The organism is Chitinimonas sp., assembly GCF_036568685.1.
Taxonomy (GTDB): Bacteria; Pseudomonadota; Gammaproteobacteria; order Burkholderiales; family Chitinimonadaceae; genus Chitinimonas.
The window spans coordinates 17,319-41,515 of the sequence record NZ_DATCSC010000028.1; the positions used below are offsets into that span (position 1 = coordinate 17,319).

The following is a 24,197-nucleotide window of genomic DNA, read 5'->3' on the forward strand; positions in this document are numbered from 1 at the left end:
TGTTTTTGTCCCGATGGTTTTGCCATCGGGTTTGTTTTTAAGACCCGGCCCGACAGGAGGCCGGCATGGAGAAGTTGAGCATGGTCAAAGTACCCCTTACCACCCTGGGCGCCGAGATGCTGAAGTCGGAGCTGCAGCGCCTCAAGAGCGTCGAGCGTCCCAATGTCATCGCTGCCATCGCCGAAGCGCGCTCGCACGGCGATCTGTCGGAAAACGCCGAATACGACGCTGCCAAGGAGCGCCAAGGCTTTATCGAAGGCCGTATTGCCGACCTGGAGGGCAAGCTCTCCAATGCCGTGGTGATCAATCCGGCCGATATCGATGCCGAAGGCCGTATCGTGTTCGGTACCACCGTCGACCTGGAGGACCTGGAGTCCGGTGATACCGTGACCTACCAGATCGTGGGTGACGACGAGGCTGACATCAAGCTCGGCAAGATCTCGGTCTCCAGCCCCATTGCCCGTGCGCTGATCGGCAAGTCCTCTGGCGACGTGGCCGAGGTGATGGCGCCTGGTGGCATTCGCGAATACGAAGTACTGGACGTCAAATACATCTGATCGTCACCTAAGAGGCCCGGATGCAAACCTTTCCGAATGCATTGCGCTCCTTCCTGACCGTGTTCTGGATAGGTGGCATGTGGATCATCGGCGTGCTGGTCGGTCCCCTGTTGTTCCATTACCTGGATAACGGCCTGGCTTTCCGCGTGGTCACGGTGTTTTTCCGTGCCATGGCCTGGGTCGGCATCGTCGCCGGCCTGTATATCCTCCTGCACATGCTGTGGGAGGAGGGGCTGCGCGCTTTTCAGACACTGGAGCTGTGGCTGATCGTCGGCATGCTGGCACTGACCCTGGTCAACCACTTTGCCGTCTTCCCCATCCTGTCTGACGTGAAGCCCACCATGCATACCGCAGCGGAAGGTATGTTCGGCGGAGGTTTTCAGAGCTGGCAGACCATTTCCAGTCTGATTTACCTGATCCAGAGCGTGTTTGGCCTGATCTACGTAATCCGCGGTCCTGTCAAATAGTATTCGGGTGTTCTGTCGTATCGAGACGACGGCCGATCGATAAATGCGACTTTTTTGTGACGGTCTCTATCGGTCGGCGCTAATCTTCCTCGCTGCATCCGCACAAAACCCAACGCGGAGCAATCAGGGGAGAACCGAATATGTCCAATACCAATCTTGAGATTGTGTGCCGGCGCCTGCCCGCCGGTGACGGCGAATTGTCCGCGCCGGCATTGGGGCTCAGCATCAACCAGCGCAAGCTGCTGCAGTGGATGGACGGCCAGATCACCGTCGCCGGCTTGGCTGAACGCCTGGCCAGTGGCCACGCGGTCGAGACCGAACAGGTCCTGCGTGATATTGAACGTCTGCACAAACTCAATCTGATCGTGGCGCCCGGCCTTGCTGCCGGCGCCAATCAGCCCGCCGCCAGCGCCCAGTTCGCCCGCAAGAAACGCAGCCCCCTGTGGCTGGTCGGTGGCGGTGCGGTCGCCGTTGTCGGTGGCCTCTTGGCCTTCGGCAGCCTGAGTGGCAACGACCCCAAGCCCGCAGCCGCTGGTCAGCAAGTGGCAGCCAATGGCGCGGCCGGTGGCGAGGTAGCGGAAGAGCCCAAGGACGAAAAGATTTTTGGCGTGATGCCCAATCCGGGCCGCTGGTTCTCGCCAGGGCAAAAGCCCGAACCCAAGCCGGAACCTGCACCTGCCGCCAAGCCCGAGACCAAGCCGGCCGATAACAAGCTGGCACAGGCCACGCCAGCCAAGCCGGCAGCGGCACCTGCTGCCGTAACGCCGGCAGCGGTCAGCCAGCCTGTGGCTGCAGCTCCGGCGCCGGTACAGGCGGCACCGGAGCCCGCACCTGCCAAGGTAGAGCCGGTTGCTCCGCCGGTACAGGTGGCCAGCGCCCAGCCTGCCCAGGCCAAGCCGCCAGCGCCAGCCGCTGTGGTACCGCCGCCGCCCAACCGCAAGCCCATCTACCGCGAATCGCCCGAGTTCCCGCGCGAGGCTTCGCGCAACGGCGTGGATACCGGCACCGTCAAGGCGCGCATGACGGTCAACGAGGCCGGACAGGTGGTCAAGGTCGATATCATCGATGCCAAGCCGCGCCGGGTGTTCGATCGGGCGGTGGTGGCGGCGCTGTCCAAATGGAAGTTCCAGCAGGCCGCGAGTGGTTTCACGGTGGATACCGAGATCGAATTCAAGGACAATTAAGTCCACGGTGCTGCAAAAGCTCTTGGAGCCGCTAAGAAAACAGCGGTTCTAGGTAAAAAAGACCGGCCTGGGCCGGTCTTTTTATTTCGCCTTGTACTTCTGGGCGGGCTTGCCCTTGCTGTTGGCCGGCTTGCCGGCGCGGCCGGTAGCCACGGTTTCCTTCTTGGCCGGTGCCTTGGCGGCGGCCGGCGCGGCCGGACGCTTCTGGCCAGGCTTGGGCAACTGGATCTTGGGCTTGCCATCCTGGGTAGGGCGGTACAGTACCAAGAGCTTGCCGATATGCTGCACGGCGGCACAGCCCAGTGCCTCGCAGATCTCGTCCAGCCAGCCGGCGCGTTGCTCGCGGTCGTCGCCGAGTACGCGGACCTTGATCAGCTCGTGCGCGTCGAGGTTCAGGGCGATCTCGCGCAGCACTGCGTCACTCAGGCCATTGTTGCCTATCATGACGACAGGGTTCAGCCCGTGGGCCTGGGCGCGCAGGTAAAGGCGCTCGTCTCTAGTCAGTTCCATCATGTAACTCCGCGAAAAAGCGACGAATTCTAGCTTATTCAACCACCTGGCGTAGATAAGTCTTTAGTCCATGACACGAAGCAAAACCAGCAAGGCGTGGCTGCAGGAGCACGTCAACGACCATTATGTGCAGCAGGCCCAGAAGGACGGCTACCGGGCTCGGGCCGCCTACAAGCTGCTCGAGATCGACGAGAAGGACAAGCTGCTCAAGCCAGGCTTGTGGATTGCCGACCTAGGTGCCGCGCCAGGTAGCTGGTCGCAGGTGGCACGCCGCAAGATAGGCGACAAGGGGCGGGTGTTCGCGCTGGACATCCTCGAGATGGATCCTATCCCAGGGGTGGAGTTCATCCAGGGCGACTTCCGCGAGGACAAGGTGCTGGCACAATTCACCGAACTGCTGGGTGGCCGCCTCGTGGACCTTGCGATCTGCGATATTGCCCCCAATATGAGCGGCATGGCCGTCACCGATCAGGCCCGCAGTTTCTACCTATGTGAGTTGGCGCTCGATTTTTGCCGCGATTGGCTGAAACCCGGCGGGCATTTCCTGGTCAAGACGTTTCAGGGTTCAGGCTATACCGAGTACATGCAGCAGATGCGCGATACCTTCCAGACGGTGGTTACGCGCAAACCGGCCGCCTCGCGCGACCGTTCGACGGAAATCTATCTGTTGGGTAAGGGAAAAAAGCCCTGACGGGCCTTCTTCCAGCCGATAGAATCCGAATTGCAGTATCAGGCCGCCGCCGGCGCGGCCGTTTCCAGACCGCCGGCAATAGGAGCGTCCCGTGAACAATCTGGGCAAAAACATTGCAATCTGGGTGATCATCGGTCTGGTACTGATGACTGTGTTCAACCAGTTTTCCAAGCGTCAGGAGCAGAAGAGCCAAGTCAGCTACTCGGCCTTCATGCAGGACGTCGAGGACAACCGCGTCAAGACCGTGGTGATCGAGGGGGGGCGTACCTACCCCTTCTACCTGATCCGTGGCCAGAAGACGGACAACTCCACCTTCTCGACCGTCGGGGTGCCCGACGCACGCATGGTCGATACCCTGCTCAAGCACAACGTCGACTTCTCGGCCCAAGCGCCTGAGGAGCAATCGCTGCTGATGAGCCTGTTCCTGAACTGGTTCCCCATGCTGCTCTTGATCGGCGTGTGGATATTCTTCATGCGCCAGATGCAAGGCGGCGGCAAGGGTGGTGCCTTCAGCTTTGGCAAGAGCCGCGCCCGCATGCTGGATGAGAACAACAATACCGTGACCTTTGCGGACGTCGCTGGTTGCGATGAATCCAAGGAAGAAGTCACCGAGATCGTTGAATTCCTGCGCGACCCGAGCAAGTTCCAGAAGCTCGGCGGCCGGATTCCGCGCGGCGTGCTGATGGTGGGCTCGCCCGGTACCGGTAAGACCCTGCTGGCCCGTGCCATTGCCGGTGAGGCCAAGGTGCCTTTCTTCTCGATCTCCGGTTCGGACTTCGTCGAAATGTTCGTTGGTGTGGGTGCTGCCCGCGTCCGCGACATGTTCGAGAATGCCAAGAAGAACGCCCCCTGCATCATCTTCATCGATGAAATCGACGCCGTCGGCCGCCAACGTGGTGCCGGACTGGGTGGCGGTAACGATGAACGTGAGCAGACCCTCAACCAGATGCTGGTCGAGATGGATGGCTTCGAAGGCAACTCCGGCGTGATCGTGATCGCCGCCACCAACCGTCCTGACGTGCTGGACCCGGCGCTGCTGCGCCCCGGCCGCTTCGACCGCCAGGTGATCGTGCCGCTGCCGGATATCCGTGGTCGCGAGCAGATCCTGGGTGTGCACATGCGCAAGGTGCCGATCGCCAACGACGTGGATGCCGCCGTGCTGGCCCGCGGCACCCCCGGTATGTCGGGTGCCGACCTGGCCAACCTGGTCAATGAAGCTGCCCTGTTCGCCGCCCGCGGCAACAAGCGCCTTGTGGATATGCACGACTTCGAGCAGGCCAAGGACAAGATCTTCATGGGTCCGGAACGTCGCTCCATGGTGATGACCGAGGACGAGCGCCGCGCCACTGCCTACCACGAGTCCGGCCATGCCGTTGTGGCCAAGCTGCTGCCGGGTACCGATCCGGTGCACAAGGTCACCATCGTGCCGCGCGGTCGTGCCCTGGGCCTGACCTGGCAGTTGCCGGAGCGTGATGCGATCTCGCTCTACAAGGACCAGATGCTGAGCCGCCTGGCCATCCTGTTTGGCGGCCGTATTGCTGAGGACCTGTTTGTCGGCCGTATCTCGACCGGTGCCTCGAACGACTTCGAGCGTGCCACCGCGATCGCCCGCGATATGGTGACCCGCTACGGTATGTCGGACCTGCTGGGCCCCATGGTCTACGGCGAGAACGACGGCGAGGTCTTCCTGGGTCGTTCGGTGACCACCCACAAGAATCTGTCCGAAGCGACCATGCAGAAGGTGGATTCGGAAATCCGTCGCATCATCGACGAGCAGTACGCGCTGGCCCAGCGCCTGCTGGAAGAGAACCGCGACAAGGTAGAGGTCATGACCGCCGCCCTGATGGAATGGGAAACGGTCGACGCCGAGCAGGTCGAGGACATCATGCAGGGTCGTCCGCCGCGCCCGCCCAAGCCTTCGGCCAGCATCAAGCCGCCGCCTTCAGGCGATACGCCGAGTGGCACGGTGCCTGAGCCGACCACCCGACCCGCCCAGGAACTCTGATCTAAACCCCTCAACGACAGCGAGCTTGCTCGCTGTCGTTGCCATTTGGTAGCCCGTATATGCTGCACGCCGGTCGTTTTCGCCTTGCCCTGGACCGTCCCTTGGTGATGGGCATCGTCAATATCACGCCGGATTCCTTCTCTGATGGTGGCCGTTACCTCGACCTGCACGCCGCGCTGGCACACGCCAGGCAATTGCTGGCAGACGGGGCGGATATCCTCGATATCGGCGGTGAATCCACCCGCCCTGGTGCAGCCACCGTACCGGAGCAGGAAGAGATAGACCGGGTGGTGCCGGTGATAGCGGCGCTGCGCGACTGTGGCGTGCCGCTGTCCATCGACACCCGTAAGACCGAAGTCATGCAGGCAGCGCTGGCGGCCGGTGCCGATCTGGTCAATGACATTGCGGCCCTGGAGGCGCCCGGTGCGCTGGCGGCAGTCGCGGCCAGCGGCGCAGCGGTCTGCCTGATGCACAAGCAAGGTGAACCCCAGACCATGCAGGCCGAGCCGCACTACCAGGATGTGTTGGCCGAGGTGGCCGACTATCTGCTGGCGCGGCGCAATGCCGCGCTCGCAATGGGCATAGGCGCCGAGCGTATCGTGCTCGACCCGGGCTTTGGCTTCGGCAAGACGCTGGCGCACAACCTGACCCTGTTCCAGGCCCTGCCCAGGCTTTGCGGGCTGGGTAGCCCGCTCTTGGTGGGGGTGTCGCGCAAATCCATGCTGGGCGCCTTGCTGGACGGTCGCCCACCACAGGGGCGCGATGCTGCCAGCGTGGCGGCGGCGCTGCTGGCTGCGCAGCGCGGTGCCGCCATCGTGCGTGTGCATGCGGTGCGTGATACGGTGGATGCCCTGCGGGTGATGCGGGCGCTGACCGCCTGAGCCGGCTGGCGTTAGAATGAGTTAGCGGCCCACCGAGTGGCCGCACGAGGATAGGAAAACGGAGAAGATGAGCAGAAAATACTTTGGCACCGATGGCGTACGCGGCCGGGTTGGCGACTACCCCATCACTCCCGACTTCACCATGCGACTGGGCTACGCTGCTGGCAAGGTGCTGTCGGCACGCCGCGGCGACGGTACCAATGCCGCCGTGCTGATCGGCAAGGACACCCGGATCTCCGGCTATATGCTGGAGTCCGCCTTGCAGGCAGGCCTCTCGGCTGCCGGTGTGGATGTACATCTGACCGGCCCCCTGACCACGCCGGGCATCGCCTACCTGACTCGTGCGCTACGCCTGTCGGCCGGGGTGGTGATCTCGGCTTCGCATAATCCCTTCGAGGATAACGGCATCAAGTTCTTCGGCGAGGGCGGGCTCAAGCTCGACGATGCGGTGGAACTGGAAATCGAGGCCGAGCTCGATAAGCCCATGACCTGCGTGACCGCCGACGAGCTCGGCAAGGCCTGGCGCGTCAACGACGCCGCCGGCCGCTATATCGAGTTCTGCAAGAGCACCTTCCCCAACGAGCTGGACCTGCGTGGTGTCAAGATCGTGGTGGACTGCGCCCACGGTGCCGGTTACCAGATCGCCCCGCACGTCTTCCATGAGCTGGGTGCCGACGTGATCGCCATGGGCAATCTGCCCAACGGCACCAATATCAACGATGGTGTCGGCGCCACCAAGCCCGAAGCCATGCGCCAGCGGGTACAGGCTGAGGGTGCCGACTTCGGCATCGCCCTGGATGGCGATGGTGACCGGCTGGTGATGGTGGACAGTGCCGGCACGCTCTACGACGGTGATCAGCTGCTCTATGTGATCGCCAAGTTCCGTCGCGAGCACGGTCAGCTGAGCGGCGGTGCAGTGGGTACCTTGATGTCCAACCTGGGCCTGGAGCACGCCTTGGCTAGGCTGGAGATCCCCTTTGCGCGTGCCAAGGTGGGTGACCGCTATGTGCTGGAAGTGCTGAAGGAGAAAGGCTGGCAGATTGGCGGCGAGAACTCCGGCCACCTCCTGTGCCTCGACAAGCACACCACCGGCGATGGCATCGTCTCTGCCTTGCAAGTGCTGGCGGCCGTACGCCTGTCCGGTCGCAGCCTGGCGGACTTCTGTGCCGACCTGCACATCTATCCGCAGATTCTGCGCAATGTGAAGATCCAGAAAGGCTTCGACTTCCGCGACAGCCTGACCATCCAGGCTGCGCTGGTCGAAGCCGAGTGCGAACTGGCCGGCCGTGGCCGGGTGTTGCTGCGGCCTTCGGGTACCGAGCCGGTGCTGCGGGTCATGGTAGAGGCGGACGATCTGGCGCTGACCGAGCGCTGGGTGGCCCAGCTCTCCGAGGTGGTGGCGCAAGCCGCCATCTGAGGCAGGAAGACCCAAAAAAAAGCGACGCCTTGGCGTCGCTTTTTTTGCTTCCGGCAGGGGAGGGGATCAGCCGAACTTGCCGGTGATGTAGTCCTCGGTTTCCTTCTTGGTCGGCTTGGTGAAGATCTGGTCGGTGGAACCGACTTCAATCAGCTCGCCCAGATACATATAGGCGGTGATGTCCGATACGCGGGCCGCCTGTTGCATATTGTGGGTCACCATGGCGATGGTGTAGTCCTGCTTGAGCTCGTGCACCAGTTCCTCGATATGGGCGGTCGAGATCGGGTCCAGCGCCGAGGTCGGCTCGTCCAGCAGCACGACTTCGGGCTTCACGGCCACCGCACGGGCAATGCATAGGCGCTGCTGCTGGCCGCCGGAAAGGCCCAGGCCCGACTGCTTGAGCTTGTCCTTCACTTCATTCCACAGCGCAGCCTTTTGCAGTGCCCATTCGATGCGATCGTCCATCTCCGAGCGGGAGAGGTTCTCGTACAGCTTCACGCCAAAGGCCACATTGTCATAGATCGACATGGGGAAGGGGGTGGGCTTCTGGAATACCATGCCGATCTTGGCGCGCAGCACATTCAGATCCACACCCTTGTCCAGCACGTTGCCGCCGTTGAACAGGATCTCGCCCTCGGCGCGCAGCTTGGGGTAGAGGTCGTACATGCGGTTGAAGGTGCGCAAGAGGGTGGACTTGCCGCAGCCGGACGGGCCGATAAAGGCAGTGACCTTCTTCTCGGGGATGTCGAGGTTGATGTTCTTGAGGGCGTGGAAGTTGCCGTAGAAGAAATTCAGACCGCGTACGGCGAGCTTGGAAGCGGTGGTTTGCGTAGTCATATCGTCACTTTCTGGCGATGGTAGCGAGGCCTTGGGGCCTTACGCGTGTTCTTTCTTGATCAGGCTGCGGGCGATCACATTCAGGGCCAGTACGGCCAGGGTCACGATCAGCGCACCGGCCCAGGCCAGCGAGATCCAGTTCTCGTAGGGGCTCATGGCGAACTTGAAGATGGTGACCGGCAGGTTGGCAAGCGGCTGGTTCATATTGGCGCTGAAGAACTGGTTGTTCAGGGCGGTGAACAAGAGCGGCGCCGTCTCACCGGAGATGCGCGACACCGCCAGCAGTACGCCCGTGATCACGCCGGCCTTGGAGGCGCGCAGGGTCACCGAGCTGATCACCTTCCAGCGTGGGGCACCCAGGGCGTAGGCGGCTTCGCGCATCGAGTTCGGCACCAGTCGCAGCATGTTCTCGGTGGTGCGCAGCACGACCGGGATCACCAGCAGCGCCAGAGCGATACTGCCGGCCCAGCCGGAGAAGTGACCCATCTGCTTCACGAACACGATCCAGACGAACAGGCCGATCACGATGGATGGGGCCGACAGCAGGATGTCGTTGATAAAGCGCGTGGTCGGAGCCAGCCAGCCACGATGGCCGTACTCGGCCAGGTAGATGCCGGCCAGGATGCCGATGGGGGTGCCGATCAGGGTGCCGAAGAAAGCCATCAACAGGCTGCCGAAGATGGCGTTCCAGAGACCGCCGCCGACGCTATCCGGGCCCGGCGTGACCTGGGTAAAGACCTGCAGGCTCAGTGCGGCCACGCCGTTGCTGAGCAGTGTCCACAGGATCCAACCCAGCCAGAACAGGCCAAAGGCCATGGCCAGGGTGGCCATGGTGAGGTTGAAGGCATTGACCAGGCGACGGCGCGCGTACAGGGATTTGTTCATATCATTGTCCTCGCGCGATCAGGAGTGGCTGCCCTCGCCCTTTTGCAGGCGCAGCAGCAGCAGTTTGGAGAAGGACAGCACGACGAAGGTGATCAGGAACAGGATCATGCCCAGCTCGATCAGCGCGCCGTAGTGCAGGTCGGCGCTCGCTTCGGCAAATTCGTTGGCCAGGATGGAGGCGATCGAGTTGCCGGCGTGGAACAGCGAATCCACCGAGTCGTAGGAGTTGCCGATCACGAAGGTGACGGCCATGGTCTCGCCGAGGGCGCGACCCAGACCCAGCATGATGCCGCCGACTACGCCGTTCTTGGTGTAGGGCAGGACTACATTCCAGACTACTTCCCAGGTGGTGGCACCCAGACCGTAGGCCGATTCCTTGAGCATGGCCGGCACCACTTCGAACACGTCGCGCATGACCGAGGCGATATACGGGATGATCATGATCGCGAGGATCAGGCCGGCGGTGAACATGCCGATGCCGAAGGGCGGGCCGTCGAACAGCTTGCCGATCAGCGGAATGCCCGAGGTGACCTCGGTCAGCCAGGCCTGGATGGGCGGAATGGTGATGCCCAGGCTTTCGAAGTGCTTACCTTCCATCAGGATGGGGGCAACCACGAAGAGGCCCCAGATGCCGTAGATGATGGACGGGATGCCGGCCAGCAGCTCGATGGCAATGCCCAGCGGGCGGCGCAGCCAGATCGGCGACAGTTCGGTCAGGAAGAGGGCGATGCCGAAGCTCACCGGCACGCCGATGGTCAGGGCGATGGCCGAGGTGATCAGGGTGCCCTGGATGGGGCGCCAGGCACCGAAGTGCTGGTTTACCGGATCCCAGGCGGAAGAGAACAGAAAGCCGCCGCCGTATTCGGCGATGGAATTCCAGCTGCCGTGGATCAGCGAGATCGCGATGGCGGACAGCAGGGCCAGTACCAGCAGGGCGGCACTGCGCGTCAGGTTGAGAAACACGGCATCGGCGAGCCGGAAGCGCTGTGTACGGGCTTGATCGGACATGGGTGTCTCAGGCTTGTTTGCAACAAAGCGGCAGGAATCGATGTTGAGCACCAATTCCTGCCGCCTAAGCTTCTCCACAGCCGCCGGGGCGGCCGCGGAGGGAGCGCAGTTTACTTTAGAACAGCAGCGCCAGCGGCGTCGGTCATTTGCTTCCAGGAAGCCTTGATCTGGGCAACCACTTCATCCGGCATCGGGATGTAGTCCAGGTCCAGCGACAGCTTGTCGCCCTCCGGGCCGTAGGCCCAGTCGAAGAACTTCAGCACTTCGGCAGCATTCTGTGCCTTGTCCTGCTTCTTGTGCATCAGGATGAAGGTGGCGCCGACGATGGGCCAGGAAGCCTTGCCCGGTTCGTTGGTCAGGATCTCGTAGAAGCCAGGTGCGTTCTTCCAGTCGGCGTAGGAGGCGGCAGCACGGAAGGCTTCCTCGCTCGGGGTCACGAACTGGCCATCCTTGTTCTGCAGGCTGACGTAGGACAGCTTGTTCTTCTTGGCGTAGGCGTACTCGACGTAGCCGATGGCACCCTTCAGGCGTTGCACATAGGCGGCCACACCTTCGTTGCCCTTGCCGCCGATACCGGCAGGCCAGGCTACGGCGGTGCCTTCACCGACGTTCTTCTTCCACTCCGGGCTGACCTTGGAGAGGTAGTTGGTGAAGATGAAGGAGGTACCCGAACCGTCGGCGCGGCGGACGATATTGATGCCCAGGGTCGGCAGGGTCAGGCCCTTGTTCAGGGCGGCGATCTCAGGCGCGTTCCAGGTCTTGATCTTGCCGAGGTAGATGTCGGCCAGTACTTGCGGGGTCAGCTTCAGCTGGCCGGGGTTGATGCCGGGCAGGTTGTAGACCGGTACCACGCCGCCCATCACGGTGGGGAACTGCTGCAGGCCATTCTTGGCCAGGTCTTCCGGGGTCATCGGGGCGTCGGAGGCGCCGAAGTCCACGGTCTTGGCTTGGATCTGCTTGATGCCGCCACCGGAACCGATGGACTGGTAGTTCAGGCCGGTACCGGTCTTGTTCTTGTAAACCTCGGCCCACTTGGCGTAAAGCGGGTAGGGGAAGCTGGCGCCGGCGCCGGTGATGTCGGCGGCTTGGGCGATGCCGAAACCCATACCAAAAGCGGCGATCACGCCGAGTTTGCGGCCAAGGGACAGATACATGCTGTTTCTCCGTGTGTTGAATTCGGTATTCAAAGCGCTCAAACCTTGCCGGTCCTCGATTGGTCAGCCAGATTTTGCAGACGGAGCGATAGTAATCATCGAATATTTCGGAAACATTACAACTCGGTTGCATGTCCCTCTGACGAGGTGTTGGTTTGACGCAGTGCAAAACAAACCTTAGAATGCCGGGCCTTTGCTGGGTGCTGAGTAAGGCCAAATGATACGCAAGCGGGTGGTGGGCAACTGGAAGATGAACGGCTCCACCGCGGTGATCGGTGAGGTGCTCGATCAGCTGCGCACGGAGCGCTACGGCGCTGAAGTGTCGGTTTGCGTGCCGGCCCCGTACCTGCATCTGGCGGTCGACAAGCTGGCTGGTTCGCCCTTCCAGGTGGGAGCGCAGAACGTCAGCGAGTATGGCGACGGCGCCTATACCGGCGAAGTATCCGCCCGCATGCTCAAGGATGTGGGTTGCAAGCTGGCCATCATTGGTCACTCCGAGCGGCGGCGTTATTTTGCCGAGTCGGACGCGACGGTGGTTGGCAAGCTGGCTCGGGTGCTGGAGGTGGGGCTGTACGGCATCGTCTGTGTGGGCGAGACGCTCGCTGAACGGGATGCCGGTCGTGCCGAGGCAAAGATAGAATCACAGCTGGCCCAGTTGCATACCTTGATGGCGCGCGGGGCTGGTCCGGATCGCTTCTGCGTGGCTTATGAGCCCATTTGGGCGATAGGTACCGGGCGGGCTGCTTCTAGTGAGCAGATCGCCTCCATGCATGAATGGATCAAGCGCTGCTTGGGCTCGTCCTATGCGGTGCTGTACGGCGGCAGTGTAAAGGCTGGCAATGCGACGGAAATCATGTCGATTGCTGGTGTCGATGGCGTGCTGGTAGGTGGGGCATCGCTGGACGTGAAGGATTTTGGCGAAATTTGCCGAGCTGCGGGCTGAGACTAATATGGAAGTTCTGAAGGGCATCATCCAGGTATTGAACGTGCTTTCGGCGCTGGCGGTGATCGTGCTGGTGCTGCTGCAGCATGGCAAGGGTGCTGACATGGGCGCTGCTTTCGGTAGCGGCTCGGCTGGCAGCCTGTTCGGTGCAAGTGGTTCTGCAAATTTTTTGAGTAGAAGCACCGCAGTTTGTGCTACTATCTTCTTCTGTTCTCTGTTTGCACTTGTCTGGGTGGATTCCAAGCCCCAGGGCGGTGCGGCGGTGGGGGTGATGTCCGGTGTGACGCAGACCCAACCGGTTGAGAAAAAGCAGGATACGCCGGTCAAGCCGGCTCAAAACGACGGTCAGAGCAGTATCCCTAACTGATCTCGTTCAAAAATTTGGTGCGCTGCCGACATGGTGAAATTGGTAGACACGCTATCTTGAGGGGGTAGTGGCGCAAGCTGTGTGAGTTCGAGTCTCACTGTCGGCACCAGATTCTTAACTGTCGCGCTGGCCTTCCCGAAGTGGGCCTTGCGACGGTGTCAATGGAAGCTAGACTTCCATCACGTCTAAATACTATTTACCGTACCGGGGAGCTTTCATGCTCGAGAATTACTTCCCAGTCCTGCTCTTCATGCTGGTCGGGTTGGTAGTGGGGGTGCTCCCCATGGCGCTTGGCAAGGCGGTCAGTCTATTGCTGGGTACCAGCCGTCCGGATGCTGAAAAGCTCTCTCCTTACGAATGCGGTTTCGAGGCCTTTGAAGACGCGCGCATGCAATTTGACGTGCGTTATTACCTCGTAGCCATTCTGTTTATCCTGTTTGATCTCGAAGTGGCCTTCCTGCTGCCCTGGGCGGCGGTTATCAAGGAGGTGGGCTTTCCCGGCTTCGTCTCCATGATGGTCTTCCTGGCGGTGCTGGTGGTTGGCTTCGTATATGAGTGGATGAAGGGGGCGCTGGAATGGGAGTAGCCGAAAATCCTGTGGCCCAGGATGTGATGGACAAGGGTTTCATCACCACCACCGTCGATACGGTGGTCAACTGGACCCGTACCGGCTCGCTGTGGCCGATGACCTTCGGTCTGGCCTGCTGTGCGGTTGAAATGATGCACGCCGGCGCAGCCCGTTATGACCTGGACCGCTTCGGCATCGTGTTCCGCCCGAGCCCGCGCCAGTCTGACCTGATGATTGTTGCCGGGACCCTCTGCAACAAGATGGCACCTGCCCTGCGCAAGGTCTATGACCAGATGCCAGAGCCGCGCTGGGTGCTTTCCATGGGCTCCTGCGCCAATGGTGGCGGTTACTACCACTATTCCTATTCTGTCGTGCGTGGTTGCGACCGTATCGTCCCTGTGGACGTGTACGTGCCTGGCTGTCCGCCGACCGCAGAGGCCCTGCTCTACGGCCTGATTCAGCTGCAAAACAAGATCAAGCGCACCAACACCATCGCGCGTTAACCATAGAAACGCATCATGGCAACCAAACTCGACGCGCTGTTCCAATCGCTACAAGCGGCCTTGGGTGACAAGGCCGTTTCCTTGACCAATGCACTGGGTGAGCTGACCCTGGTGGTCAAGGCTGCTGACTGGCCAGCCATCTCCCGCACGCTGTGTGACCACGAAACCCTGCAGCTGAAGACCTGCGTCGACTTGTGCGGCGTGGATTACAGTGCCTACAAGGATGGCGGCTGGGATGGCCGACGTTTTGCCGTGGTCTATCACCTCTTGTCGGTCTCGCTCAACACCCGCCTGCGGGTGCGTGTCTATTGCGAGGACGACGAGCTGCCCATCATCAATTCGGTGCTGGATGTCTGGCCGGGTGTGAACTGGTTTGAGCGCGAGGCGTTCGATCTGTACGGCATCGTATTCACTGGTCACCCGGACCTGCGTCGCATCCTGACCGACTACGGTTTTGTCGGTCACCCCTTCCGTAAGGACTTCCCGCTGTCCGGCCACGTGGAAATGCGTTACGACCCGGCCCAGGGCCGCGTCATCTACCAGCCGGTAAGTATCGAGCCGCGCGAAATCACCCCGCGCATCATTCGCGAGGAGAACTACGGTGGCTGAGATCAAGAACTACACGCTGAACTTCGGTCCTCAGCACCCGGCAGCGCACGGCGTGCTGCGCCTGGTGCTTGAGCTGGACGGTGAAGTCGTACAGCGTGCCGATCCGCATATCGGTCTGTTGCATCGCGCGACCGAAAAGCTGGCCGAACACAAGACTTTCATCCAGTCCGTGCCCTATATGGATCGTCTCGACTATGTGTCGATGATGAGCAATGAGCACGCCTATGTGATGGCAATCGAAAAGCTGCTCGGCATCGAAGTGCCGATCCGCGCCCAATACATCCGCGTCATGTTCGATGAGATCACCCGCGTGCTGAACCACCTGATGTGGATCGGCGCGCATGGTCTTGATTGCGGCGCGATGACCGTATTCCTGTATGCCTTCCGTGAACGGGAAGACCTGATGGACTGCTACGAGGCAGTGTCGGGCGCCCGTATGCACGCGGCCTACTATCGTCCGGGCGGTGTTTACCGTGACCTGCCGGACAGCATGCCGCAGTACCAGGCTTCCAAGGTCCGCAATGCCGCTGCCATCAAGCAGCTCAACGAGAACCGCCAAGGTTCGCTGCTGGACTTCATCGAAGACTTCACCCGCCGCTTCCCCACTTATGTCGACGAGTACGAAACCCTGCTCACCGACAACCGGATCTGGAAGCAGCGTACCGTCGGTATCGGCGTGGTGTCGCCTGAGCGTGCCATCCAGCTGGGCCTGACCGGCGCCATGTTGCGCGGCTCGGGTGTGGAGTGGGATCTGCGCAAGAAGCAGCCCTACGAAGTCTACGACAAGCTCGATTTCGACATCCCGGTCGGCGTCAATGGCGACTGCTACGACCGTTACCTGGTCCGTGTCGAGGAAATGCGCCAGTCCAACCGCATCATCAAGCAGTGCGTGGACTGGCTGCGCAAGAACCCCGGCCCGGTTATCGTCGACAACCACAAGGTGGCCCCGCCCAGCCGTCTGGACATGAAGTCCAACATGGAAGAGCTGATCCACCACTTCAAGCTCTTTACCGAAGGCATGCACGTGCCCGAGGGCGAAGCCTACGCTGCTGTCGAACACCCCAAGGGCGAGTTCGGCATCTACCTGGTCTCCGATGGCGCCAACAAGCCTTACCGCTTGAAGATTCGTGCACCTGGCTTTGCCCACCTGGCAGCGCTGGACGAGATGGCCCGTGGCCACATGATTTCGGATGTCGTGGCGATCATCGGTACGCAAGACATCGTGTTTGGGGAGATTGACCGCTGATGCTGAGCCCGGATTCCCTCGCGCAGATCGATCGCGAACTGACCAAGTACCCGGCCGACCAGAAGCGCTCGGCCACCATGTCGGCCCTGCGCATTGCCCAGGTCGAAAAGGGCTGGCTGACGCCTGAGTTGATCAAGTTCGTGGCTGATTACCTGGGCATTGCGCCCATGGCCGCCCACGAAGTGGCGACCTTCTACAACATGTTCGACCGCAAGCCGGTCGGCAAGCACAAGCTGACCGTGTGCACCAACCTGCCGTGCGCGCTTTCGGGCGGCGCCGATGCCGGCGAATACCTGCAAAAGAAGCTGGGTATCCACTACGGCGAGACCACAGCGGATGGCAAGTTCACCCTCATGGAAGGGGAGTGCATGGGTGCCTGCGGCTACGCGCCGGTGATGCTCGTGAACAACCACACCATGTGCAACCATATGACGCCGGATGCGATCGATCGCAAGCTGGCTGATCTCAACTAAGGCCGGGGACGAAGCGCATGACCGTTTACGTCAAAGGCGTTGTATTCGACGGCGTCGACTTTGATGATCCGAACTCCTGGAGCATCGACGCCTACATGAAGCGTGGCGGCTATGCCGCCCTGAAGAAGATTCTGTCCGAAGGCATCACCCAGGACGCCATCATTGCCGAGCTCAAGACCTCGGCCCTGCGTGGCCGTGGTGGTGCGGGCTTCCCCACCGGTCTGAAGTGGTCCTTCATGCCGCGCAGCTTCCCGGGGCAGAAGTACTTGGTCTGCAATACCGACGAGGGCGAGCCGGGTACCTTCAAAGACCTCGACATCATCCTCAACAATCCGCACGCCCTGATCGAAGGCATGATCATCGGCGGTTTCGCGATGGGCATCGACGTCGGCTACAACTATATCCACGGTGAAATCTTCGAAGCCTATCAGCGCTTCGAGGCTGCCATCGAAGAAGCCCGCAAGGCCGGCTTCCTGGGCAACAACATCCTGGGCAGCGAGTTCAGCTTCCAGCTGCACGCCCACCACGGTTACGGCGCCTATATCTGCGGCGAAGAAACCGCGCTGCTCGAATCGCTGGAAGGCAAGAAGGGCCAGCCGCGCTTCAAGCCGCCGTTCCCGGCCAGCTTCGGCCTCTACGGCAAGCCAACCACGATCAACAATACCGAGACCTTTGCCTCGGTGCCCTACATCATCCGCGAGGGTGGCCAGAAGTTCCTGGAACTCGGCAAGCCCAACAACGGTGGCACCAAGCTGTTCTCGATCTCCGGTCACGTCAATCGTCCCGGCAACTACGAGATCCCGCTTGGCACGCCTTTCAGCGAACTGCTGGAAATGGCCGGTGGCATGCGTGGCGGCAAGAAGCTCAAGGCAGTCATCCCCGGTGGCTCGTCCGCCCCGGTACTGCCCGGCCACATCATGATGGAAACCACCATGGACTTCGATGCCATCGCCAAGGCGGGTTCCATGCTGGGTTCGGGTGCCGTGATCGTGATGGACGAGACGGTCTGCATGGTCAAGGCCCTGCGTCGCCTGTCCTACTTCTATTACGAAGAGTCGTGCGGCCAGTGCACCCCCTGCCGTGAAGGTACCGGCTGGCTGTACCGCGTGGTCGACCGTATCGAGCGCGGCGAAGGCCGGCCCGAAGACCTCGACCTGCTGGATTCGGTAGGTAAGAACATCGCCGGCCGCACCATCTGTGCGCTGGGCGACGCCGCTGTAATGCCGGTGCAGGGCATGCTTCGTCACTTCCGTGACGAATTCATGCACCACATCGAGCATAAGAAATGCATCGTGCCGGGATATTGATCCGCCACGTGTTTTAGCAGCAGATTGCAAGACCAACTCCTGTCGGCGGGTGAGGCGTAAGCCTGCACCCGCTTGCAGTTAAGACGAAAGTTCGGGCAGCCCGACCATGCTTGAAATCGAAATCGACGGTACCAAACTGACAGTTCCCAACGGCACCACGGTCATTGAGGCCGCGCGTTCCAATGGCACCCACATTCCGCACTTCTGCTACCACAAGAAGCTGTCGATTGCGGCCAACTGCCGTATGTGTCTGGTGCAGGTGGAAAAGGCGCCCAAGCCGCTGCCGGCCTGTGCGACCCCTGTCAGCGACGGTATGAAGGTTTTCACGCACTCCGATATGGCCGTCAAGGCACAGAAGGGTGTGATGGAGTTCCTGCTGATCAACCACCCGCTGGATTGCCCGATCTGCGACCAGGGCGGTGAGTGCCAACTGCAGGATCTGGCCGTCGGTTACGGTGGTTCGAGCTCCCGTTACGAAGAAGAAAAGCGCGTGGTGGCGAACAAGGACCTCGGTCCGCTGATCTCCACCGACATGACCCGCTGCATCCACTGCACCCGTTGCGTCCGCTTCACCGAAGAAGTCGCCGGCATGCAGGAAATCGGCATGGCCAACCGCGGTGAGCACTCCGAGATCATGTCCTTCATCGGCATGACTGTGGATTCGGAAATCTCCGGCAACGTGATCGACCTGTGCCCGGTCGGTGCGCTGACCTCCAAGCCTTTCCGCTACACCGCCCGTACGTGGGAGCTGTCGCGCCGCAAGAGCGTGAGCCCGCACGACGGCCTGGGCGCCAACTTGATCGTTCAGGTCAAGGGCGACCGCGTCATGCGCGTGCTGCCGTTCGAGAACGAGCCGGTCAACGAGTGCTGGATCGCCGACCGTGACCGCTTCTCCTACGAAGCCCTCAATAGCGAACAACGTCTGACCAAGCCCATGCTCAAGCAGGGTGGTCAGTGGATCGAGACCGATTGGCAGACCGCGCTGGAATACGTCGGCAATGGCCTCAAGTCCATCACTCGCGATCATGGCGCCGATAGCATCGCCGCCATCGGTACCGCGCACTCGACCGTTGAAGAGCTGTTCCTGCTGAACAAGCTGAGCCAAGGCCTGAATGCCGGCGCCGCCAGCTTCGGCGGTCGTTACGCCGATGCCCGCCTGGCTGCCTCGCAGCAAGGCGCTACCTGGCTGGGCCAGGCCATCGCCGACGTGGCGCAGTCCAAGGCTGCGCTGGTGATCGGTTCCACCCTGCGCAAGGAACAGCCCCTGCTGGCCCAACGCCTGCGCCAAGGTGTGAAGCGTGGCCTCAAGCTGTCGCTGATCAACCCCATGGCCGACGAGCTGTTCGTCGCCCCGTCTGCCCAACTGATCGTTCGCCCGGACCAACTGGTCGAGGGCCTCGCCGCCGTGGTCAAGGCCGCCGCCGAGATCAAGCAGGCTGCCGTACCGGCCGCCGTGGCCGCGGTTGAAGTGAACGCCGCCGCCCGCGCCATCGCCCAGCAACTGGTTGATGCGACCGCCAACGAAGGCGACCGCGCCACCGTATTGCTCGGCAACCTGGCTGCCCATCACCCGCGCGCTGCCGAACTGGCTACCCTGGCCAACCAGCTGGCCGCCATCACCGGCGCCACCTTGGGTTGGATGAGCGAAGCCGCCAACACCGTCGGCGCCCAGCTCTTGGGCCTGACCGCGACCGATGCGCTGGCCAAGCCGCGCAAGGCCGTGCTGCTGTTCAACACCGAAGTCGAGTTCGACAGTCACAACCCGCAAGCTGCGCTGGCAACTGCCAAGCAGGCTGAAATGGTTGTCGCCTTCTCCGCCTTCAAGCACGGTGCCGTCGACTACGCCGACGTGCTGTTGCCCATCACCCCGTTCTCGGAAACCGCCGGCAGCTTCATCAATATGGATGGCCGCCTGCAGAGCTTCAACGGCGTGGTCAAGCCGCTGGGTGACAGCCGTCCGGGTTGGAAGGTGCTGCGTGTGCTGGGCAACCTGCTGGAGATCGCCGGTTTTGATTTCGACAGCGCCGAAGCGGTTCGCAACGCCGCCCTGCCGCAAGGCGAGGCTGGCATTGCTGCCAAGCTGAACAATGCCGTGACCGAAGTGGCTGCCAGTCTGCAAGCACCGGCTACCGGCCTGGTGCGCCTGGGTGAAGTGCCGATCTACCAGGGCGATGCCCTGGTCCGCCGCGCACCCTCGCTGCAAAAGACCCGCGACGCCGCCGCCCCCGTGGTCGGCCTGTCCGCCGCTACCGCCGCCCAACTGGGCGTGGCTGCCGGTGACAACGTCAAGGTCCAGCAAGGCGATGCCAGCGTGACCCTGCCGGTCGCGATCGACGCCGGTCTGTCTGACGGTACCGTCCGCGTGGCGACCGCCCACCCGAGCACTGTGGCGCTGGCCGCGATGTTCGGTCCCATCAATGTGACGCGCGCCTGAGGAGAGAAGAACAATGATCGACGCGCTGCATAACGGCATCCTGTCCCTGTTCGGGCCCACCCTGGGCATCCTGGTCTGGACCCTGATCAAGATCGTCTGCATCGTCGCGCCGGTATTCGGCGCCGTGGCCTACGCCACGCTGTACGAGCGCAAGGTCATCGGCTACATGCAGATCCGTATCGGCCCTAACCGGGTTGGTCCCTTCGGTCTGCTGCAACCGATCGCCGACGGCCTGAAGCTGTTGCTCAAGGAAATCATTTCCCCGAGCGCCGCCTCCACCGGCCTCTTCTTCCTGGCGCCTATCATGGTGCTCGCTCCGGCGCTGGCCATCTGGGCGGTGGTCCCCTTCGCTCCCGGCCTCGTGCTGTCGGACGTGAATGCCGGCCTCTTGTACGTGATGGCCATCAGTTCGCTGGGCGTGTACGGCATCATCGTCGCCGGTTGGGCTTCCAACTCCAAGTACGCCTTCCTCGGTGCACTGCGCGCCTCGGCCCAGGTGATCTCCTACGAACTGGCCATGGGCTTCGCCCTGGTGGGCGTACTGATGGTATCGGGCAGCCTCAATCTGACCGATATCGTCAATCAGCAGAACCACGGCATCGGTGCTGGCTCGATCTTCTCCTGGAACTGGCTGCCGCTGTTCCCGTTGTTCCTCGTCTACCTGATCGCCGGCGTGGCCGAAACCAACCGCGCCCCGTTCGACGTGGCCGAAGGTGAATCGGAAATCGTGGCCGGTCACATGATCGAATACTCGGGCATGTCCTTCGCCCTGTTCTTCCTGGGTGAATACGCCAATATGTGGCTGATCTGCGCGATGACGTCGATCATGTTCCTGGGCGGTTGGCTGTCTCCGTTCCCGGCCTCCATCCCGGTGCTGGGCGCCGCCAGCGCACTCTGGCTGTTCCTCAAGATGGCCTTTGTGATGTTCCTGTTCCTGTGGTTCCGCGCAACCTTCCCGCGTTACCGCTACGACCAGCTGATGCGCTTGGGCTGGAAAATATTCATCCCCGTGACCCTCATCTGGATTGTGGTGGTCGCTGCCTGGATGCAAACCTCGTACACGCTGTGGTAAGCCGATAGCCATGGAAAAGATTCAGAACTTCCTCAAGACCTTCCTGCTGTATGAACTGGTCAAAGGCATGGCGCTGACCGGCCGTCACCTGTTCCAGCGCAAGATCACCGTGCAGTTCCCGGAAGAGAAGACGCCGTATTCGCCGCGCTTCCGTGGTCTGCACGCCCAGCGCCGCTACGCCAACGGCGAAGAGCGCTGCATTGCCTGCAAGCTGTGCGAAGCCGTTTGCCCGGCCATGGCGATCACCATCGAATCGGAAGTACGCGAGGACGGTACCCGCCGCACCTCCCGCTACGACATCGACCTGACCAAGTGCATCTTCTGTGGTTTCTGCGAAGAGGCCTGTCCCGTCGACGCCATCGTGGAGACCCATGTGCTTGAGTACCACGGTGAAAAGCGCGGCGACCTGTACTACACCAAACCCATGCTGCTTGCCGTGGGCGACAAGTACGAAGCCCAGATCGCGAGCAATCGCGAAGCCGATGCCAAGTATCGCTAATCGGAAATCAAGAGCCCGGCTGCCATGACTTTGACTACCGTCATCTTTTATATCTTCGCGGCGATCCTGATCGCCTCCTCCCTGCGCGTGATCACCGCCAAGAACCCGGTGCACGCTGCACTGAGCCTGGTGTTGTCCTTCTTTACCGGTGCCGTGCTGTGGATGCTGATCGAGGCCGAGTTCCTGGCCATCTCGCTGGTGCTCGTCTACGTCGGCGCGGTCATGGTGCTGTTCCTCTTCGTTGTGATGATGCTGGACATCAACTTCGAAGAGCTGCGCGAAGGCTTCTGGAACTATCTGCCGATCGCCTCCTTGGTTGCCATCGTGATGGCTGCCGAGATGGTGATGGTGCTGATCGCCCCGACCACCGGCCTGTCGCACTTCTCGGAAGTCGCAGCCTTGCCGGCAGGTGTCTCCAACATCAAGCAGCTGGGTGTGCCGATCTACACCGACTACCTGCTGCCGTTTGAGCTTGCTGCCGTGCTGCTCTTGGTGGCCATGATTGCCGCCGTGTCGCTGACTCTGCGCCGCCGCAAGAACACCAAGTACATCAACCCGGCTGAGCAGGTCGCCGTGAAGCGCAAGGACCGCGTCCGCATCGTCAAGATGCAGGCCGAGGTCGAGCTGCCGGAAGCCCCGGCAGCCGATGACGCTGCCGACAAACCTGCCGCCTGAATCGAGACGACGAGTAACAAGCCATGACGCTGACCCATTACCTCGTGCTGGCCGCGATCCTGTTCGCGATCTCGGTTTTCGGCATCTTTATGAACCGCAAGAACGTGATCGTGCTCTTGATGGCGATCGAGCTGATGCTGCTCGCCGTGAACATGAACTTCATCGCGTTCTCGAAGTACCTCGGCGACACCGCCGGCCAGATCTTCGTGTTCTTCATCCTGACCGTGGCTGCAGCTGAATCCGCCATCGGTCTGGCGATCCTGGTCGTGCTGTTCCGCAATACCCGCTCGATCAATGTGGAAGACCTCGACAGCCTGAAGGGCTGATCGTTGCGGAACCGAGCCCGACGAATCAACAAGAAACAGCCTGCGCGAAAACATGGATAAACCAACGCTCTACCTGCTGATCGCCCTGTTCCCGCTATTCGGCGCCATCATTGCCGGCCTCTTTGGCCGTGCGATCGGTCGCGCCGGTGCGCACTGGGTCACCATACTCGGCGTGGCCGCCTCCTGTGCAGGCGCTTTCTATGTGCTGTTCGACCAGATCAATGGCGGCGCGGCCTATAACGGCAACGTCTACACCTGGATGACCGTGAACGGCCTCGACGTTTCGGTCGGCTTCCTGGTCGACAAGCTGACCGCCATGATGATGGTGGTGGTGACCTTCGTGTCGCTGATGGTGCACATCTACACCATCGGTTACATGGAAGAAGATCCTGGCTACCAGCGTTTCTTCAGCTATATCTCGTTGTTCACCTTCTCCATGCTGATGCTGGTGATGAGCAACAACTTCGTGCAGCTGTTCTTCGGCTGGGAAGCGGTGGGCCTCGTGTCCTACCTGCTGATCGGCTTCTGGTTCAAGCGCCCGACCGCCATCTTCGCCAACCTGAAGGCCTTTCTGGTCAACCGCGTGGGTGACTTCGGCTTCCTGCTCGGCATCGGCCTTGTGCTTGGCCACTTCGGTTCCTTCTACTACGCCGACGTGTTTGCCCACGCCCCGGCCCTGAAGGACGCCACCATCAGCCTGTTCCCGGGTGTGCAGTGGTCGCTGTTGTCGGTCACCTGCATCCTGCTGTTCATCGGTGCCATGGGTAAGTCCGCCCAGTTTCCGCTGCACGTCTGGCTGCCCGATTCGATGGAAGGCCCGACCCCGATCTCCGCACTGATCCACGCCGCCACCATGGTGACGGCCGGTATCTTCATGGTCAGCCGTATGTCGCCGCTGTTCGAGCTCAGCGATACCGCCCTGAACTTCATCATGGTGATCGGCGCCATCACCGCGCTGTTCATGGGCTTCCTCGGCATCATCCAGAACGACATCAAGCGCGTCGTGGCCTACTCGACCCTGTCGCAGCTCGGCTACATGACCGTGGCGCTGGGCGCCTCGGCCTACTCGGTCGCCGTGTTCCACCTGATGACCCACGCCTTCTTCAAGGCCCTGCTGTTCCTTGGTGCGGGTTCCGTCATCATGGGCATGCACCATGACCAGGACATCCGCAATATGGGCGGTCTGCGCAAGTACATGCCCATCACCTGGATCACCTCGCTGGTGGGTTCGCTGGCCCTGATCGGTACCCCGTTCTTCTCCGGCTTCTACTCCAAGGATTCGATCATCGAAGCGGTGCATGCCTCGCACCTGCCGGCAGCCGGCTTTGCCTACGCCGCCGTGATCATCGGTGTATTCGTGACCGCCTTCTACTCCTTCCGCATGTACTTCCTGGTTTTCCACGGCAAGGAACGTTGGATGGATCCCAAGCACGATCACCACGAGCACGATCACCACAGCGATGAGCATGCCGACGAGCACCATCACGGTCTGGGCCCCAACGACAAGCCGCGCGAGTCGCCCTGGGTGGTGACCCTGCCGCTGATTCTGTTGGCCGTGCCTTCGCTGATCATCGGTTAC

Annotated in this window: 26 protein-coding genes and 1 tRNA gene; 22 read left to right on the top strand and 5 right to left on the bottom strand. The window is 61.6% G+C overall.

The genetic code is table 11. The features are described 5' to 3' along the window. The first annotated feature begins 80 nt into the window (after positions 1-80). From greA to VIM95_RS04315, 3 genes are all read left to right on the top strand, one after another. Positions 81-557, top strand: a complete 477-nt coding sequence (greA, locus tag VIM95_RS04305; RefSeq protein WP_331983431.1) for a transcription elongation factor GreA — start codon at positions 81-83, stop codon at positions 555-557. Positions 558-577: 20 nt separating this feature from the next. Then, entirely contained in the window at positions 578-1,024 is a 447-nt protein-coding gene (locus VIM95_RS04310) for a DUF4149 domain-containing protein (protein WP_331983381.1), read from the top strand. A 140-nt stretch (positions 1,025-1,164) separates the two neighbouring features. Continuing rightward, positions 1,165-2,208, top strand: coding sequence for a TonB family protein (locus VIM95_RS04315; protein ID WP_331983383.1), 1,044 nt, complete (start codon positions 1,165-1,167; stop codon positions 2,206-2,208). An 81-nt stretch (positions 2,209-2,289) separates the two neighbouring features. On the opposite strand, the gene yhbY is transcribed toward VIM95_RS04315, so the two are convergent. Beyond that, on the bottom strand, positions 2,290-2,718 hold the full coding sequence (gene yhbY, locus VIM95_RS04320) for a ribosome assembly RNA-binding protein YhbY (RefSeq protein ID WP_331983385.1): 429 nt from the start codon (positions 2,716-2,718) through the stop codon (positions 2,290-2,292). A gap of 70 nt (positions 2,719-2,788) precedes the next feature. On the opposite strand from yhbY, the gene rlmE reads away from it, so the two are divergent. The 4 genes from rlmE to glmM all read left to right on the top strand — a co-directional run bounded on the left by rlmE (position 2,789) and on the right by glmM (position 7,712). Beyond that, positions 2,789-3,409 carry a 23S rRNA (uridine(2552)-2'-O)-methyltransferase RlmE gene (gene rlmE, locus VIM95_RS04325; RefSeq protein WP_331983387.1) on the top strand — a complete coding sequence of 207 codons (621 nt, stop codon included), beginning with the start codon at positions 2,789-2,791 and terminating at the stop codon, positions 3,407-3,409. 91 nt (positions 3,410-3,500) lie between these two features. Then, positions 3,501-5,414 (top strand): ATP-dependent zinc metalloprotease FtsH, encoded by a 1,914-nt coding sequence (gene ftsH / locus VIM95_RS04330; protein WP_414648472.1) that lies wholly within the window; start codon positions 3,501-3,503, stop codon positions 5,412-5,414. Positions 5,415-5,473: 59 nt separating this feature from the next. Continuing rightward, a complete protein-coding gene (gene folP, locus VIM95_RS04335) occupies positions 5,474-6,295 on the top strand; it encodes a dihydropteroate synthase (RefSeq protein ID WP_331983389.1) in 822 nt (273 codons plus the stop codon). A gap of 67 nt (positions 6,296-6,362) precedes the next feature. Beyond that, complete coding sequence (glmM, locus tag VIM95_RS04340; RefSeq protein WP_331983391.1) at positions 6,363-7,712, top strand: phosphoglucosamine mutase; 1,350 nt, start codon at positions 6,363-6,365, stop codon at positions 7,710-7,712. Positions 7,713-7,778: 66 nt separating this feature from the next. On the opposite strand, the gene pstB is transcribed toward glmM, so the two are convergent. The 4 genes from pstB to pstS all read right to left on the bottom strand — a co-directional run bounded on the left by pstB (position 7,779) and on the right by pstS (position 11,548). Next, positions 7,779-8,549, bottom strand: coding sequence for a phosphate ABC transporter ATP-binding protein PstB (pstB, locus tag VIM95_RS04345; RefSeq protein ID WP_331983393.1), 771 nt, complete (start codon positions 8,547-8,549; stop codon positions 7,779-7,781). A 39-nt stretch (positions 8,550-8,588) separates the two neighbouring features. Further along, on the bottom strand, positions 8,589-9,434 hold the full coding sequence (gene pstA / locus VIM95_RS04350) for a phosphate ABC transporter permease PstA (protein WP_331983395.1): 846 nt from the start codon (positions 9,432-9,434) through the stop codon (positions 8,589-8,591). A gap of 18 nt (positions 9,435-9,452) precedes the next feature. Beyond that, entirely contained in the window at positions 9,453-10,442 is a 990-nt protein-coding gene (pstC, locus tag VIM95_RS04355) for a phosphate ABC transporter permease subunit PstC (RefSeq protein ID WP_331983397.1), read from the bottom strand. Positions 10,443-10,552: 110 nt separating this feature from the next. Further along, the gene (gene pstS / locus VIM95_RS04360; protein ID WP_414648473.1) at positions 10,553-11,548 is read right to left on the bottom strand and encodes a phosphate ABC transporter substrate-binding protein PstS; all 996 of its coding nucleotides are present in this window, start codon (positions 11,546-11,548) and stop codon (positions 10,553-10,555) included. A gap of 265 nt (positions 11,549-11,813) precedes the next feature. On the opposite strand from pstS, the gene tpiA reads away from it, so the two are divergent. From tpiA to nuoL, 15 genes are all read left to right on the top strand, one after another. Further along, positions 11,814-12,539 carry a triose-phosphate isomerase gene (tpiA, locus tag VIM95_RS04365; protein ID WP_331983401.1) on the top strand — a complete coding sequence of 242 codons (726 nt, stop codon included), beginning with the start codon at positions 11,814-11,816 and terminating at the stop codon, positions 12,537-12,539. A gap of 7 nt (positions 12,540-12,546) precedes the next feature. After that, positions 12,547-12,906, top strand: a complete 360-nt coding sequence (gene secG / locus VIM95_RS04370; protein WP_331983403.1) for a preprotein translocase subunit SecG — start codon at positions 12,547-12,549, stop codon at positions 12,904-12,906. A 24-nt stretch (positions 12,907-12,930) separates the two neighbouring features. Continuing rightward, positions 12,931-13,015, top strand: a tRNA-Leu gene (locus VIM95_RS04375). A gap of 108 nt (positions 13,016-13,123) precedes the next feature. After that, positions 13,124-13,492: an NADH-quinone oxidoreductase subunit A gene (locus VIM95_RS04380; RefSeq protein ID WP_331983405.1), complete on the top strand. Its 369-nt coding sequence runs from the start codon at positions 13,124-13,126 to the stop codon at positions 13,490-13,492. After that, positions 13,483-13,977, top strand: coding sequence for an NADH-quinone oxidoreductase subunit B family protein (locus tag VIM95_RS04385; RefSeq protein ID WP_331983407.1), 495 nt, complete (start codon positions 13,483-13,485; stop codon positions 13,975-13,977). The genes VIM95_RS04380 and VIM95_RS04385 overlap by 10 nt, the downstream gene beginning before the upstream one ends. A gap of 15 nt (positions 13,978-13,992) precedes the next feature. Then, entirely contained in the window at positions 13,993-14,586 is a 594-nt protein-coding gene (locus tag VIM95_RS04390; RefSeq protein ID WP_331983409.1) for an NADH-quinone oxidoreductase subunit C, read from the top strand. Then, complete coding sequence (locus tag VIM95_RS04395) at positions 14,579-15,832, top strand: NADH-quinone oxidoreductase subunit D (RefSeq protein WP_331983411.1); 1,254 nt, start codon at positions 14,579-14,581, stop codon at positions 15,830-15,832. Before VIM95_RS04390 ends, VIM95_RS04395 begins: the two co-directional genes overlap by 8 nt. Then, positions 15,832-16,305 (top strand): NADH-quinone oxidoreductase subunit NuoE, encoded by a 474-nt coding sequence (gene nuoE, locus VIM95_RS04400; protein WP_331983413.1) that lies wholly within the window; start codon positions 15,832-15,834, stop codon positions 16,303-16,305. Before VIM95_RS04395 ends, nuoE begins: the two co-directional genes overlap by 1 nt. Positions 16,306-16,322: 17 nt before the next feature. Next, a complete protein-coding gene (gene nuoF / locus VIM95_RS04405; protein ID WP_331983415.1) occupies positions 16,323-17,612 on the top strand; it encodes an NADH-quinone oxidoreductase subunit NuoF in 1,290 nt (429 codons plus the stop codon). Positions 17,613-17,718: 106 nt separating this feature from the next. Next, on the top strand, positions 17,719-20,046 hold the full coding sequence (nuoG, locus tag VIM95_RS04410) for an NADH-quinone oxidoreductase subunit NuoG (RefSeq protein WP_331983417.1): 2,328 nt from the start codon (positions 17,719-17,721) through the stop codon (positions 20,044-20,046). A 13-nt stretch (positions 20,047-20,059) separates the two neighbouring features. Then, the gene (gene nuoH, locus VIM95_RS04415; RefSeq protein WP_331983419.1) at positions 20,060-21,118 is read left to right on the top strand and encodes an NADH-quinone oxidoreductase subunit NuoH; all 1,059 of its coding nucleotides are present in this window, start codon (positions 20,060-20,062) and stop codon (positions 21,116-21,118) included. A gap of 10 nt (positions 21,119-21,128) precedes the next feature. Beyond that, positions 21,129-21,617, top strand: a complete 489-nt coding sequence (gene nuoI, locus VIM95_RS04420; RefSeq protein WP_331983421.1) for an NADH-quinone oxidoreductase subunit NuoI — start codon at positions 21,129-21,131, stop codon at positions 21,615-21,617. A 24-nt stretch (positions 21,618-21,641) separates the two neighbouring features. Then, on the top strand, positions 21,642-22,292 hold the full coding sequence (locus VIM95_RS04425) for an NADH-quinone oxidoreductase subunit J (protein ID WP_331983423.1): 651 nt from the start codon (positions 21,642-21,644) through the stop codon (positions 22,290-22,292). A gap of 23 nt (positions 22,293-22,315) precedes the next feature. Continuing rightward, on the top strand, positions 22,316-22,618 hold the full coding sequence (nuoK, locus tag VIM95_RS04430; RefSeq protein ID WP_331983427.1) for an NADH-quinone oxidoreductase subunit NuoK: 303 nt from the start codon (positions 22,316-22,318) through the stop codon (positions 22,616-22,618). Positions 22,619-22,670: 52 nt separating this feature from the next. Beyond that, a partial coding sequence (nuoL, locus tag VIM95_RS04435; RefSeq protein WP_331983429.1) for an NADH-quinone oxidoreductase subunit L occupies positions 22,671-24,197 on the top strand: 1,527 nt, incomplete at its 3' end.

What these genes read in the sequence shown, in the direction of transcription:
- VIM95_RS04390 (WP_331983409.1), top strand. Translation starts at nt 13,993, where the DNA reads ATGGCAACCAAACTCGACGCGCTGTTCCAATCGCTACAAGCGGCCTTG.
- VIM95_RS04425 (WP_331983423.1), top strand. Translation starts at nt 21,642, where the DNA reads ATGACTTTGACTACCGTCATCTTTTATATCTTCGCGGCGATCCTGATC.
- tpiA (WP_331983401.1), top strand. Translation starts at nt 11,814, where the DNA reads ATGATACGCAAGCGGGTGGTGGGCAACTGGAAGATGAACGGCTCCACC.
- VIM95_RS04385 (WP_331983407.1), top strand. Translation starts at nt 13,483, where the DNA reads ATGGGAGTAGCCGAAAATCCTGTGGCCCAGGATGTGATGGACAAGGGT.
- glmM (WP_331983391.1), top strand. Translation starts at nt 6,363, where the DNA reads ATGAGCAGAAAATACTTTGGCACCGATGGCGTACGCGGCCGGGTTGGC.
- VIM95_RS04380 (WP_331983405.1), top strand. Translation starts at nt 13,124, where the DNA reads ATGCTCGAGAATTACTTCCCAGTCCTGCTCTTCATGCTGGTCGGGTTG.
- pstA (WP_331983395.1), bottom strand. Translation starts at nt 9,434, where the DNA reads ATGAACAAATCCCTGTACGCGCGCCGTCGCCTGGTCAATGCCTTCAAC.
- nuoF (WP_331983415.1), top strand. Translation starts at nt 16,323, where the DNA reads ATGACCGTTTACGTCAAAGGCGTTGTATTCGACGGCGTCGACTTTGAT.
- yhbY (WP_331983385.1), bottom strand. Translation starts at nt 2,718, where the DNA reads ATGGAACTGACTAGAGACGAGCGCCTTTACCTGCGCGCCCAGGCCCAC.
- nuoH (WP_331983419.1), top strand. Translation starts at nt 20,060, where the DNA reads ATGATCGACGCGCTGCATAACGGCATCCTGTCCCTGTTCGGGCCCACC.
- folP (WP_331983389.1), top strand. Translation starts at nt 5,474, where the DNA reads ATGCTGCACGCCGGTCGTTTTCGCCTTGCCCTGGACCGTCCCTTGGTG.
- nuoE (WP_331983413.1), top strand. Translation starts at nt 15,832, where the DNA reads ATGCTGAGCCCGGATTCCCTCGCGCAGATCGATCGCGAACTGACCAAG.
- nuoG (WP_331983417.1), top strand. Translation starts at nt 17,719, where the DNA reads ATGCTTGAAATCGAAATCGACGGTACCAAACTGACAGTTCCCAACGGC.
- nuoI (WP_331983421.1), top strand. Translation starts at nt 21,129, where the DNA reads ATGGAAAAGATTCAGAACTTCCTCAAGACCTTCCTGCTGTATGAACTG.
- pstB (WP_331983393.1), bottom strand. Translation starts at nt 8,549, where the DNA reads ATGACTACGCAAACCACCGCTTCCAAGCTCGCCGTACGCGGTCTGAAT.
- rlmE (WP_331983387.1), top strand. Translation starts at nt 2,789, where the DNA reads ATGACACGAAGCAAAACCAGCAAGGCGTGGCTGCAGGAGCACGTCAAC.
- pstS (WP_414648473.1), bottom strand. Translation starts at nt 11,548, where the DNA reads ATGGGTTTCGGCATCGCCCAAGCCGCCGACATCACCGGCGCCGGCGCC.
- pstC (WP_331983397.1), bottom strand. Translation starts at nt 10,442, where the DNA reads ATGTCCGATCAAGCCCGTACACAGCGCTTCCGGCTCGCCGATGCCGTG.
- secG (WP_331983403.1), top strand. Translation starts at nt 12,547, where the DNA reads ATGGAAGTTCTGAAGGGCATCATCCAGGTATTGAACGTGCTTTCGGCG.
- nuoK (WP_331983427.1), top strand. Translation starts at nt 22,316, where the DNA reads ATGACGCTGACCCATTACCTCGTGCTGGCCGCGATCCTGTTCGCGATC.
- greA (WP_331983431.1), top strand. Translation starts at nt 81, where the DNA reads ATGGTCAAAGTACCCCTTACCACCCTGGGCGCCGAGATGCTGAAGTCG.
- VIM95_RS04310 (WP_331983381.1), top strand. Translation starts at nt 578, where the DNA reads ATGCAAACCTTTCCGAATGCATTGCGCTCCTTCCTGACCGTGTTCTGG.
- VIM95_RS04315 (WP_331983383.1), top strand. Translation starts at nt 1,165, where the DNA reads ATGTCCAATACCAATCTTGAGATTGTGTGCCGGCGCCTGCCCGCCGGT.